The sequence below is a fragment of the Caulobacter sp. BP25 genome (assembly GCF_002737755.1).
Classification (GTDB): Bacteria; Pseudomonadota; Alphaproteobacteria; order Caulobacterales; family Caulobacteraceae; genus Caulobacter.
The window spans coordinates 199,129-211,723 of the sequence record NZ_PEGH01000019.1 but is presented as its reverse complement, the minus strand read 5'-3'; the positions used below and the strand labels follow the sequence as shown (position 1 = coordinate 211,723).

Genomic DNA, 12,595 nt, shown 5'->3' with positions numbered 1-12,595 from the left:
TATGACGCCTTCCCACCCGACCGCACGGCCGGGGAAGCCTGGCGCGTCTCGGCAGTTTGGCCATCACCCACGGCTAATGGTTGTCCGGCGGCGGTTTTGCGCCGTTCAACGGCGGAGGCTTGCAGAACGGGGCCATGACGAGCGCTGCGAGGAACAACATCGCCATGACGCGGAAGACGTCGTTGAAGGCCAGTGTCAGGGCTTCCCGGCCCACCACCCTGGCCAGCTCGCCTTGCAGGATCAGTGCAGCGTGAGCGGCGTCGGGCGTTCGCGCCGCGATGCTGTCGGTCATGTTCGAAAGCGCCTCGGAACCGGCGCGGCCAGCAACGCCAAGCGCCTCGCCGAGACGGGCCACGTGGATGCGGGTGTTGTCACCGAGCCAGGTGTTGACCACGGCGATGCCGATCGCCCCGCCTAGGTTGCGCATCAGGTTAAAGAGCCCCGATGCGTAGCGCAATTCGGCCATCTCGAAACCGCCAAGCGCCAGGCCAACGCTGGGCACGATGCAAAGCATGATCGCGAAACCCCGCAGGGCCTGGGGAACCAGGAGATCGGCGAAGCCCCACTGGCTGCTCATGTGCGAGGTCAGCCACAGGGCGGCGGCGAAAAGGGTCAGGCCGATGCTGACGACGATGCGTTGATCGACTTTCGTTGAGAGGCGAGCGGCGACCACCGTCGACAGGATCTGGGCGATGCCGGTCACGAACACGGTCGTGCCGATCTCGAGGCTGTCGTACCCGCGCACCCGGCCCAGAAATACCGGGATCAGGTAGGTCGAGGCGTAGAGGCCAAAGCCGATCACCAAGTTGAAGGCGCAGGCGAAGGCGAAGGTCGGCTTGCGAAACGGCGTGAGCTTGACGATCGGACCGCCGGAGCGGAACGAGCGCTCGACGAAGAGCGCGAAGGCCACGAGCGCCACCCAGGCGGTGATGGCGATGCCTGTGTCCTCGAACCACTGCTTTCGCGGACCTTCCTCCAGCACATATTCCAGTCCGCCCAGAAAGACGGCCATGGCGACGAGATGCGAATAGTCGATGGCCTTCAGCATCTTGAAATTGGGTCGATCGACCTTGATGACCGTGATCGCCAGGAGCGTCACGAGCGCGCCTGGGATGATGTTGATGTAGAAGATCGACCGCCATCCTACGGCTTGGGTAAGCCAGCCGCCGACCGTGGGTCCCAACGTCGGCGCCAGAACCGAGACCATGCCCAGGATCGCTGGGATCATCGCCCGCTGCGGTCCGGAGAACATCGCAAAGCCGGTGGCGAACACGGTGGGCACCATGGCCCCGCCGGTGAAGCCCTGTAGCACGCGAAACAGGATCATCGAGTCGATGTCCCAAGCCATGCCGCACAGCGCCGATGACAGCGTGAACAGGCCGGCCGATAACGCAAACAGCCACCGGGTCGACAGGGCCTGGGCGAGGAACGCGGCGAACGGGATCATCACCAGCTCGGCCATCAGGTAGCCGGTCTGAACCCAGCTGATCTCGTCGGGTCCCGCCGACAGCCCCGCCTGCACATCGTTCAGCGAGGCGGCCACGATCTGGATGTCGATCAGGGCCATGAACTGGCCGAAGGCCATGACTCCGAAGATCAGGAACTTGACCTTGGTCGGCAGCGCGCCCGGGTCGATCGGCCTGTGGTCCTGGGCGTTCATGGCCGCTCTTGAAAATATGATAGTCATAATATTATAAGGATCATCTAAGCGAGGCCGCAAGATGCGATATGACAGCGACCACAAGGCGCGCACCCGAAAGAAGGTGTTGGACGAAGCCGCTAAGGCCATCCGCGAGGAGGGACCACACCGCGTCGGCGTCGCTGGCGTCATGTCGCGCGCGGGCCTGACCCATGGCGGCTTTTACGCCCACTTCGCCTCCAAGGAGGACTTCATCGCTGAAGCCATCGCCCACATGTTCGAGGGCGGGCCGACCGCGAAGCTCGAGAAGATGAAGGGATTGCCGCCGCGCGAGGCCCTGATCGACTACATCGACTTTTACTTGTCGCCCCGCCATCGGGACTCGCGCGTCAGTGGCTGCCCGTTACCGTATCTGGCGGTCGACATTCCCCGACTGACCGAAGCGGCGCGTCAAAGCTACGTGCAAGGCGTGCGTCACCTGACGGACGTGATCGCCGCCCATCTTTCAGCGCTTGGTCGCGGCCGGGCGGATGAGGAGGTCGCCTCCGTACTCGCCGAACTGGTCGGCGCGGTGATGCTGGCGCGCGCCGAGCCGGATGCGGCGCGCTCCGATGCGCTGCTCGTGCGCTGTCGTTCGGAGCTTAAGCGCCGCCTTGATCTGGAGACGGCGCATTGACCGACACGACCCTCAAGCCCGCCGCCGCCAAGGCGCTGCTGTCGCGCAAGACGGTGCTGACCGTTGGCGGCGCGATCATCGTGGCGGCTGGCGGCGCGGCCCTGATCGCCATGCCCAAGGGATCCGTGTCCACCGACGCCGCCTATGTACAGGCTGACAGCTCCACCATCGCGCCTCGCGTTCGAGGTTTGGTCGCCGAGGTGTTGGTGGCGCACAATCAAGCCGTTCGACGCGGTGATCCGCTGGTCCGGATCGACCCCGAGGAATTCGACGCCCGCCTTGCGGCCGCGGACGCCGATCTCGCCAATGCCGAGGCCGCGGCCAGCAGCGCGCGCGCCGCCCTTGTCTCGCTGGACGCCGAGCAACGCCTAGCGGGCTCTAATGTGCGCGCCGCCAAGACGGCCATCGCCGCGGCCGACGCCGAGAACACCCGGGCCCAGGCCGACCGCCGGCGTTACGAGGATTTGGCCGATAGCGGCGCGGTCGCCCGCCGGGATGTCGAGCGTTTTCGGGCGACGGCCATCGGGGCCCAGTCGACCGCCGACCGTAGCCGCGCCCAGCTGGCCGTGGCGGAAGACCAGGCGGCGGTCACCGCCGCCAAGCGCGCCACGCTGATCGCGGGTCTGTCTCAAGCCGATGCTGCCGTCGCGCGGGCTCGCGCCGCGCTCGCGCTCGCCCGTCAGGACCAAGGACACGCCCTTGTGCGCTCGCCTATCGACGGCGTGGTCGGCGACCGGCAGGCCGAGCCTGGCGACTATGTCCAGCCGGGTACGCGTCTCATGACCATCGTGCCGATGAAGGCGCTCTACGTCGTGGCGAACTTCAAGGAGACCCAGGTCGAGCGGATGCTGCCGGGCCAGGAAGCGACGATCAAGGTCGACGCCCTGAACGGCAAGGCGCTGAAAGGCCACGTGGAGAGCTTCGCGCCAGGGTCGGGCTCCCAGTTCTCGCTGCTGCCGTTCGAACCGGGGACGGGTAACTTCACCAAGATCGTCCAGCGCGTGCCCGTCCGGATCCGGATCGACCCGGGCCAGGCCGAGGTCGCGCGCTTGCGGCCGGGCCTATCGACGACGGTCAGTGTGAAGCTCGAGCGTTAGGCCCCGGCGCATTCGCTGATGTCGGCTGTGTCCGCGCCGGTTTTCCCAAGAGCGTCGAGCTCCGCTAAGGCAAGGATAGACTTCGATGGCCACGCCCAGATCGACCCGCCAGCCCATCGCCGCCACGGTCACGCCGCGTCGGGAGTCTCGGGTGGCGCTTATGCTGAAGTACCTTCGCGAAGTCCTCTACGACATGAGCCGTTAGGACGCCGCCCGGGGGAGATACTCGTCCCCAGGCGGTCATCCCGGGGATCGTCAAGCCGCGCGTGCCAGGTAGAGCGCGTCTCCCAGGCGTTCAAGAAGGCTGGTCTCGTCTCGAAGCCAGTTGAGGTGGGCCTCCTCGTCGAGGAGGACGTCCTCCAGAAGCCGCCGCGTGACAACGTCGCCCCGTTCGGCGGCCAGGCGCACCGCGTCGGCAAGCACGGGAAGGCCTTGCTCCTGAAGTCGCAGGTCGTTGCCAAGGATGCCGCGCACATCCTGGCCAAGGACCGGCGCATAGGTCTGGAAGACGATCTCACCGCCCAGGTCCAGCAAGCGCTTTTGAAGAGCCTCGATAGTCTCGGGCTCGTCCGAGATGCGTTGCTGCATGGCCTTGGCGAGCTTCTCGTAGCCGAGCGCGCTCAAGGCGGTCGCGTGGGTGCGGTGCTGGATCAGGCCTGACCAGAACTGATTGATTAGGCCGTTCAGCGCGGTTTGGATCTCGCTGCTCATGTTGGTCTCGTATTTCGTATGAAGAGGGGAAGAGGCGGCCTAGGGCCGCCTCAAGGCTCGGGACTAGCTCAGCTGCGTGATCAGCGCCTTGGCGACGCCTTCGCTGCTGGCGGGATTCTGGCCGGTGACCAGCTTGCCGTCCTCGACGATGAAGGGCGCCCAGTCTGGACCTTTGCGGTAGTCCGCGCCTTGAGCGATGAACTCGTCCTCGATCAGGAACGGCACCACGTCCGTGAGCTCGACAGCGGCTTCCTCGCCGTTGGTGAAGCCCGTTACGGCGCGCCCCTTGACGATGGGGTCGCCATTGGCGGCCTCCACATGGCGCAGAACGCCAGGGGCGTGACAGACAAAGCCGATCGGCTTGCCCGCGCGCTCGAAGTTTTCGATCAAGGCGATGGAGACCGGGCTCTCGGCCAGATCCCAGAGAGGACCGTGGCCGCCGGGATAGAAGACGGTGTCGAAGTCCTCCTGGCGAACGGCGTCGAGCTTGACGGTGTTGGCCAGGACGGCTTGAGCCGCCGGATCGGCCTTGAAGCGATGGGTCAGTTCGGTCTGGAAGTCGGGCAGATCGCTCTTGGGGTCTAGCGGGGGCTGGCCGCCAGCGGGCGAGGCCACCGTGATCTGCGCGCCGGCGTCCAGGAACGTGTAGTAGGGCGCGGCGAACTCCTCCAGCCAGAAGCCGGTCTTCTTGCCGGTGTCGCCCAGGGTGTCGTGGCTGGTCAGAACCATCAGAATTTTCATGTCTTTTCTCCAATTTCAGTCCGCCCTGAGAGCGGCTTTGGGGTTATGCGATCCGGAAAACAGCGGCAGGCGCCTAGCGGCGCGCGGCGAGCGCCTCTTCGAGCGCGGCTTGCTTCTGAGCGTAGGGCGCGCGCAGCCGCAGGCCGCTCGTCCCCGCCTGGCCCTGATGCACCACGGATTTCAGATGGCTGAAGCGGCGGAAGCCGTGAACGCCGTGATAGGCTCCCGTGCCCGATGCGCCGACGCCACCGAAAGGCAGGGCGTCCATGCTGGCGTGCAGCATGATGTCGTTCACGATCAGCGCGCCCGAGGTCACCTGGGCCGAGAACCGCTCGATCGAGGCTTGGCTGTTGGCGAACAGATAGGCCGCCAAAGGACGATCATGGTCGTTGATATGGTCGATCGCCTGATCAAGGCCGGCAATCGTCATGACGGGCAGGATCGGGCCGAAGATCTCCTCCTGCATCACCTGCATGGTCTGATCGACTCCCAGCAGCAGTACGGGCGCGATCTTGCGCGTCTCGGCGCTGTAGGCGGGCTCTCCAGCCGGGGCCAGCGAGATCACCGAGGCGCCCTTGGCCTTGGCGTCGTCGATCAGCCCGACCAGACGGGCAAAATGCCGGTCGGAAATGACAGACGTGTAGTCGTCATTGCCCTGGATCGTCGGAAAGGCGCCGGCGATGAACGTGCGCGCGGCGGTTATGAAGGCGTCCTGGGCCCCTTCGGGCAGCATGACATAGTCGGGCGAAAGACAGATCTGGCCGGCGTTGAAGGTCTTGACCGTCAGGGTTCGTTCCGCGGCGACCGCGACGTCGAAGCCCTCGTCTATGACCACGGGAGACTTGCCGCCCAGTTCCAGCGTCACGGGCGTGAGGTTGGCGGCGGCGGCGCGCATGACCTGGCGTCCGACGTTGCCGCTACCGGTGAAGACCAGGTGGTCGAAGGGCAGGGCGGTAAAGGCCTGGGCCACATCCGGTCCGCCGATCACAACGCCCAGTTCATCGGCGTCGAACAGCGTTCCCACCAGATCGGCGAGCAGGTCCGAGGTATTCGGGGTCAGCTCCGAGGGCTTGATCAGCGCGGTGTTGCCGGCGGCGAGCACGCCGGCCAGTGGCGAGAAGGCGAGATTCAGCGGGAAGTTCCAGGGCGAGACGATACCCACGACGCCCAAAGGCTGGGGCTCGATCCAGGCCTTCACCGCGCTGTCGGAGGTCACGACCTCCTCCCGGACCATCCATTCGGCGACATGGTCGGCGCTGTAGCGAAGGGCGGCGATCGTCGTGGCGATATCGGCGGTTAGGGAGTGATAGACGGCGCGATGGCCGAAGTCGTCGCTCATGGCGCGAGCCAGGGCGACGCGGTTGTCTTGCAGCAGGGCCGCCGCGCGGGCCAGTCGATCACGGCGCAAATCAGCGTTGGCCGGACCTGCCGCGCGTTGGGCCTTCTTCATGGTTTGCAAGATCGCCTGCAGGTCTTGGGCGGTGCTCGTAGCGGTCATGGGATGGTCCTTGGAAGAAGCTGGTGTCCTTGTAGGCCCCGACCCGGGGCTTGACTCACAAGGCGCTTGCTTGCTGCCATCAAAAATATGATGGGTAGAAAATGTCCCTTTCTCGGCTGCGAACCTTCGTCGAAGTCTATCGGTTGCGGTCGCTGTCCAGCGCCGCCCGGAGCCTCAACCTCACCCAATCGAATGTCTCCCAGCACATCGCTGGTCTCGAAGTGGCGCTGGGACGACCGCTCTTTGAGCGGCTGGCGCGCGGCGTGCGGCCAACGCTCGCGGCGGACGAACTGGCGGCCGATCTGGGAGAGCACCTCGATCGCGCCGAAGAAGCGCTGGCGGAGGCCAGGGCGCGGTCGTCCGAACTCACCGGCGCGGTGCGCATCCTTGGCCATGCCGATTTCATCGCCGAGGTTGTGACCCAGCATTTGCCCGCTCTCGTGGAGGCAGGCATCCGCATCAGGCTCCAGCCCGCGAATAGAGATCTGGTGCAGCAGATGTTGATCGAGGGAAACTTCGACCTCGGCGTTTCGGCCTATCCGATCACCGACAGCCGACTGCGTTCCGAGGTCATTCGCGAGGAGACGCTGCGCGCGGTGGCCGCGCCCGTGGTGGCCGCGCGGATCCTCGCCGCCTCTAGCCTGGAAGAGGGTCTTGGGCGCGAGCCGGTGCTTTCCTACAGTCTGGATCGGCCGATGATTGACGCCTGGCTTGCCGGCAACAACCTCGGCGACCTGGCCGCGTCTCCCGCAGTGACCTGTCCGGATCTAAGGGTTTTGCGCAACCTGCTCGCCGCCGGGACCGGGTGGTCGATCATGCCGAACTATCTTTGCCAGAAAGAGATCGGGCAGGGCGTTCTAGCCGAGATCGCCGCGCCCAACCGGGTGATGAGCCTCAGCTATTCCCTGGTCTGGCTGTCCACGGCGCTCAGACATCCCCGCGTGGCCCATGCCCGCCAGGCGCTTCTGAGGGGTATGCGTAGGCGCTAGCGCTGGGCGTGTGGTGTTTCCAGCGCCGCTTAGGTGTCAGTCGGTGGGATGCCCGCGCAGAGGTGGCGCTCACCCCGTGGAGTCCGCTCGCAGGTGGCCGTCTGACGCATCCCTGGGGCTCGGCCCCGTCTTGGGAATGATGTAGCGCGACCGCGCAAGCGGGCCGTAGCGAACGGGAGGGCAGGCGGGGGCTCGTCTCCCTCCCGTTCAATGAGGCGCCTGGAAGCCATGAGCGTGGCATTCAAGGCCGGCGCCGGCGATGTCGGTCCGGCTAGTGACCTGCGTCCTAACGCTCCCCTGAGAGCGGTGATCGGCCAGACCGCTCGCGGTGACTATTTCGCGCCCCCTTGGGCGTGGTAGGCCAAAAGGGCCTCGCATGTTTCGACCATCGCCGCTGATGGGCCGCCGGCGCCAGGTCCTCGCCAGCTAAAAGCCGCGCCATAGAGCACCAGCAGGAGCCCATCGGTGAGGGCCTCGGGACGACTAAGGCCGGTCCTCCGAACGATCTGCAGAATCTTGCTGCGCAGGACCGCCTCACCCCAGGCGCAGACGGCGCGGATCGGGTGGCTGGGATCGGGAATCTCGATCGCCGCGTTGGCGAGCATCCAGCCTCGCGCGCCCGGCGCCGACATGCGTTGATGGGCGTCGGCGATAATGGCCCGGAGCTGGCCCAGCGGGTCGTTAGGAGATTGGCGCGCGATGGCCCTTAGCCGATCTAACTCGTCGGCGACGTTGGCCTCAAGGCACGCGATAACGAGTTCGTCCTTGGAGCGGAAGTGGCGATAAAGGCTCATCTTTGTCGCGCCCGCTGCTGACGCGATCTCGTTCACCCCCACGGCGAGAATCCCGCGCTGGTAAAAGAGCGTTGACGCCGCGCGCTTCACACGCGCGGCCACGTCGGAGCGGGCTTGAGACTCTGATGCTTGGGTCGCCATCGCGATCTCCAATGATCGTTTCCAGTTCGCGAGATATCGGCCGCCGGCTTTGAGGGGCTGGGGGGGCGAGGCAGCCCCTGAGCCGGCGGCCGTCGACTACGGGGTCAGGACTGGTGACCCCGTCGTCGTTCGCCCGTCTTCATCGCGGGCGTTCTTGATCCTGAACCACATCGCGTAAAGCGCCGGCAGGAAGACCAGGGTGAGGATGGTGCCGCCGATCGTGCCGCCGATCAGGGTGTAGGCCATTGAGGACCAGAACACCGACAGGGTCAGGGGCATGAAGGCGAACACCGCCGCCAGGGCCGTCAGGATCACGGGGCGCGCCCTTTGGACGGTGGCCTCGACGACGGCGTGGAAGGGATCAAGACCCTCCTCTTGGTTGATCTGGATCTGGCCAATGAGGATCAGGCTGTTGCGCATGATGATCCCGGCCAGGGCGATCAGGCCCAGGATCGCGTTGAACCCGAAGGGCTGATGGAAGATCAGCAAGGTCGGTGCGACGCCCACCAGAGCCAGCGGCGCGGTCAAGAGCACCATCCACATCGCCGACAACGACCGAACCTGGAAGATGATCACGATCATCATCAGGACGAACATCAGGGGGAAGACGACGGCCAAGGCGGCGTTGGCCTTGCCAGCTTCTTCGATCGAGCCGCCCATTTCGATCCGATAACCGGCCGGCAGGGCCTTGATGATCGGTTGCAGCGACTTCTGGACCGCGATCGAGACGTCCGGCGGCTGCAGGCGCTCGTCGATATCGCCGCGCACGGTGATGGTCGGAATACGGTCGCGGCGGCGCAGGATGGGATCCTCCATGCGGATCTCGGCCTTGCCGATCTGGTCGAGCGGTACGCGCTGGCCGGCGGCCCCGACCAGGGTGAAGGCGCCAAGCCTGGCCGGATCGAGACGGTCCTGGCCGTTGGTCCGTGCGACAACGTCCACGGTCCGGATGTCTTCGCGCACCTGCGTCACCGTCACGCCGCTCAACAAGAACTGAAGCTGCTGGGAAGCGTCGGTCGAGCTGAGGCCGAAGGCGTTCAGCCGATCCTGATCGAGCACGAAATGCACGGTCGGCGTGCGCTCGCCCCAATCGAGATTGACTTGGCGCATGCCCTTGTCGGCCAGCATCACGCCTTTGACCTGCTCGGCGATGTCGCGCACGCGAGCGGCGTCCGGCCCCATGACCCGGAAGGCGACCGGGAAGGGCGAGGGCGGGCCGAAGACGATCTGAGTGGCGCGCAGCTTCGCGCCCGGAACCGCGCCGTTCGCCGCGAACTGGCGGAAACGCTTCTTCAGCGCGTCGCGCGCCTTCTCGTTGGGCGTCAGCACGACGATCTTGGCGAAGGACGGGTCGGGCAACTCGGGCGAGATGGCCAGGAAGAAGCGCGGCGCGCCCTGGCCGATGTAGCTCGTATAGATCCTGGCTTCCGGCTGCTTGGCCAGCCACGCCTCGACCTTGGCCACGGCTTGGCTGGTCGAGCCGATGCTCTGGCCCTCCGGCATCTGAACCTCGATCAGAACCTCCGGGCGATCCGAGCCGGGGAAGAACTGCTGCTTGACCCCGCCCATCATCAGCACGGCCAAGACCATGGCCACGCCGACGCCGGCCGCGACCTTGAAGCGGTTGACCACTGTCCAGGTGACCAGGGCGCGCAGCTTGCGATAGCGCGGCGTGTCGTAGATCGCCGCGTGGCCGCCCTCGATCGGCTTGATTTTGGGGATCATCAGCACGCCAAGATAGGGCGTGAAAATCACCGCCACGAACCACGAGGTGATCAGGGCGAAGGCGACGACCCAGAAGATGTTGCCCGCGTATTCGCCGGCGGAGGACTGCGCGAAGCCCACCGGCATCAGGCCGATGATGGTGACCAGGGTGCCGGCCAGCATCGGCGCGGCCGTGTGGCCCCAGGCGTAGGTCGCCGCCGAGATCCGGTCCTTGCCTTCCTCCATCTTCACGACGATCGTCTCGATGATGATGATGGCGTCGTCGACTAGGAGACCCAGGGACAGGATCAGCGCGCCCAGGGTGATGCGGTCGAAGTCTCGGCCAGTGACCAGCATGATCACGAAGACGCCGGCGAGGGTCAGCGGCACGGCCATGGCCACGACCACGCCCACGCGGAAACCCAGGCTGATCAGGCTGACCACGATGACCACGGCCAGGGCCACGAAGAACTTCAGCATGAACTCGCTGTAGGCCTCGTGGATGTTCACCGCCTGGTCGGTGATCTTCGAAAAGCTCATGCCCAGCGGCATCTCGCCCTGGATCGCCTTGGCTTCATTCTCGAGGTTCTTGCCCAGCTCCAGACCGTTGAACCGATCCTTCATCACCACGCCCAGCACGATGGCCGGCTCGCCGCCATTGCGGATCAGGAAGGTGGCTGGGTCCTCGTAGCCGCGCTTGACGTCGGCGATGTCGCCGAGCTTGAGCGTACGGCCGCCGACCACGATCGGCGTTTCCTTGATGGTCTCCAGGCTGTCGATGGCGCCGTCGAGGCGGATTTGCACCTGCGGGCCTTGTGTCTCGATCGCGCCTGCGGGGGTGACCAGGTTGCGGTCATTCAGGGCGGCGAAGAGATCGCGGGGACTAACGCCCAGGGTCGCCAGGCGCGCCTGGCTGAACTCGACGAAGATCTTCTGCGGCTGCTCGCCGATGATCTGCACCTTCTTGACGCCGGGCACATGCAGAAGGCGCTGGCGCAGGGTCTCGGCCTGGCGGACCAGCAGGCGTTGGGGCTCGCCCTTGGCCTTCAGCGCATAGAGCGCGAAGGTCACGTCGCCGTACTCGTCATTGACGAACGGCCCCAGCACGCCACGCGGCAGGTTGGGCGCCTCGTCGGCCATCTTCTTGCGGGTCTGGTAGAACTGCTCCTGCAGCTCCTTGGCAGGGATCTGATCCTTCAAGGTTAGGGTGGTGAAGGCCAGCCCCGGGCGCGTGAAGGTCTCGGAGCGGTCGTACCACTTCAGCTCCTGCATCCGCTTTTCCAGCGGCTCGGCGACCTGGTCCTGCATCTCCTGGGCCGTCGCGCCGGGCCAGGCGCTGACGATGGTCATCACCTTGATCGAGAAGCTGGGGTCCTCGGCGCGGCCCAGCTTCATGAAGGCGAAGGCGCCGGCGAAGGTGATGGCGATGATCAGGAAGAGGGTGATCGACCGCTCGCGGACCGCCAGGGCGGAAAGATTGAAGTTCATCGCGCCGCTCCGGTCTGGACGCGGACCTTTTGACCCTGGTGCAGCAGATGGGCGCCCAGGGCGACGAACTGTTCGTCGCCACGAAGGCCCTCGGTGATCGTCACCGTCTCGGCGCTGACGCCGGCCAAGCGTACGGGGCGCCATTCAACGGTCGAGGCGCCGGGCTTGATCACCCAGACGCCCGGCCCCTTGCCTGCGTCGTAGAGCGCGCCGATCGGCGCTTCGACACCCTTGACCGAGCCGCTGGGTTGGGTGGGCAGGGCCACGATCATCGTCGAGCCCAGCGGCGCCTGCGCGGCCGGGCCGCTGAGGACATACTTGGCCTCGAACGTACGCGTACGCGGATCGGCCGCGTCGGAGAGCTGACGCAGCCGGGCCTGACCGACAGCGCCGCCATCAAAGCTGAAGGCCCGCGCCTGTGAACCCACCGCCGGGCGGACCGTCTCGGGCAGGGTGATGGTGGCCTCGCGGGGACCGGCATGCGCCAGGCGAACCACGGGCTGGCCGGCGGCCACGACCTGGCCGGGCTCGGCGAGGGTTTCGACCACCACGCCGTCGGCGTCGGCGGTCAGCACGGCGTAGCCGGCGGTGTTGCGGGTCACGCGCGCCTGGGCCTCGGCGGCGTCGAGCTGGGCCTTGGCGGCGTCGGCCGCGGCCTTTGCCTGGTCGTAGGTGATGGCGGAAACCGCTCCCGCCGCGACGAGGCCGCGCAGGCGACGCTCGTCGGACGCCGTCTGCAGGGCCCGCGCCCGCGCGGCTTCGACCTGCTGGTTCTGGGCCGAGACGGCCAGGGCGTAGTCGGTGGCGTCGATCCGCATCAGCGGTTGGCCGCGCCGAACCGTCTGTCCGGCGTCGACCAGGCGTTCCACCACCTTGCCCCCGACCCGGAAGCCCAGGTCGCTCTGGACGCGCGCTGTGACGACGCCGCTGAACCGCCGCTCGCCTTGGGCCGCCGCGCCCGCCGTGGTCACACGGACAATGGGGGGTGTGGTGCGCGGGTCGTCCGCGCCAGCTTTACCGCCACAGGCGGCCAGGGGCGCCAGACCGCCCATGAGCAGGGCGAGGGCTAGGGTTCGAGACGACATGGCTTAAGAGTCCTGCCTGAACGGAAGGCGCT

10 protein-coding genes are annotated in these 12,595 nt (G+C 66.3%); 3 read left to right on the top strand and 7 right to left on the bottom strand.

What is annotated here, in order from left to right:
* Nucleotides 1-73: 73 nt before the first annotated feature.
* Complete coding sequence (locus tag CSW59_RS18640; RefSeq protein WP_099445468.1) at nucleotides 74-1,660, bottom strand: DHA2 family efflux MFS transporter permease subunit; 1,587 nt, start codon at nucleotides 1,658-1,660, stop codon at nucleotides 74-76.
* 61 nt (nucleotides 1,661-1,721) lie between these two features.
* On the opposite strand from CSW59_RS18640, the gene CSW59_RS18635 reads away from it, so the two are divergent.
* Entirely contained in the window at nucleotides 1,722-2,315 is a 594-nt protein-coding gene (locus CSW59_RS18635; protein ID WP_099445467.1) for a TetR/AcrR family transcriptional regulator, read from the top strand.
* Complete coding sequence (locus tag CSW59_RS18630) at nucleotides 2,312-3,412, top strand: HlyD family secretion protein (RefSeq protein WP_236632266.1); 1,101 nt, start codon at nucleotides 2,312-2,314, stop codon at nucleotides 3,410-3,412. The genes CSW59_RS18635 and CSW59_RS18630 overlap by 4 nt, the downstream gene beginning before the upstream one ends.
* Before the next feature lie 255 nt (nucleotides 3,413-3,667).
* On the opposite strand, the gene CSW59_RS18625 is transcribed toward CSW59_RS18630, so the two are convergent.
* The 3 genes from CSW59_RS18625 to CSW59_RS18615 form a co-directional block, all read right to left on the bottom strand.
* Nucleotides 3,668-4,123: a bacterioferritin gene (locus tag CSW59_RS18625; protein ID WP_099445466.1), complete on the bottom strand. Its 456-nt coding sequence runs from the start codon at nucleotides 4,121-4,123 to the stop codon at nucleotides 3,668-3,670.
* A gap of 63 nt (nucleotides 4,124-4,186) precedes the next feature.
* Nucleotides 4,187-4,864 carry a type 1 glutamine amidotransferase domain-containing protein gene (locus CSW59_RS18620; protein ID WP_099445465.1) on the bottom strand — a complete coding sequence of 226 codons (678 nt, stop codon included), beginning with the start codon at nucleotides 4,862-4,864 and terminating at the stop codon, nucleotides 4,187-4,189.
* A gap of 73 nt (nucleotides 4,865-4,937) precedes the next feature.
* Entirely contained in the window at nucleotides 4,938-6,449 is a 1,512-nt protein-coding gene (locus CSW59_RS18615) for a coniferyl aldehyde dehydrogenase (protein ID WP_255408987.1), read from the bottom strand.
* A gap of 14 nt (nucleotides 6,450-6,463) precedes the next feature.
* Here CSW59_RS18615 and CSW59_RS18610 point away from each other — a divergent pair, with 14 nt between their 5' ends.
* Nucleotides 6,464-7,351, top strand: coding sequence for a LysR family transcriptional regulator (locus CSW59_RS18610; protein WP_099445463.1), 888 nt, complete (start codon nucleotides 6,464-6,466; stop codon nucleotides 7,349-7,351).
* Between the two features lie 332 nt (nucleotides 7,352-7,683).
* Here CSW59_RS18610 and CSW59_RS18605 read toward each other — a convergent pair whose 3' ends face one another.
* The 3 genes from CSW59_RS18605 to CSW59_RS18595 all read right to left on the bottom strand — a co-directional run bounded on the left by CSW59_RS18605 (nucleotide 7,684) and on the right by CSW59_RS18595 (nucleotide 12,563).
* Nucleotides 7,684-8,286: a TetR/AcrR family transcriptional regulator gene (locus CSW59_RS18605; RefSeq protein WP_099445531.1), complete on the bottom strand. Its 603-nt coding sequence runs from the start codon at nucleotides 8,284-8,286 to the stop codon at nucleotides 7,684-7,686.
* 96 nt (nucleotides 8,287-8,382) lie between these two features.
* Entirely contained in the window at nucleotides 8,383-11,478 is a 3,096-nt protein-coding gene (locus tag CSW59_RS18600; protein WP_099445462.1) for an efflux RND transporter permease subunit, read from the bottom strand.
* Nucleotides 11,475-12,563 (bottom strand): efflux RND transporter periplasmic adaptor subunit, encoded by a 1,089-nt coding sequence (locus CSW59_RS18595; protein WP_099445461.1) that lies wholly within the window; start codon nucleotides 12,561-12,563, stop codon nucleotides 11,475-11,477. The genes CSW59_RS18600 and CSW59_RS18595 overlap by 4 nt, the downstream gene beginning before the upstream one ends.
* Between the last annotated feature and the right edge of the window lie 32 nt (nucleotides 12,564-12,595).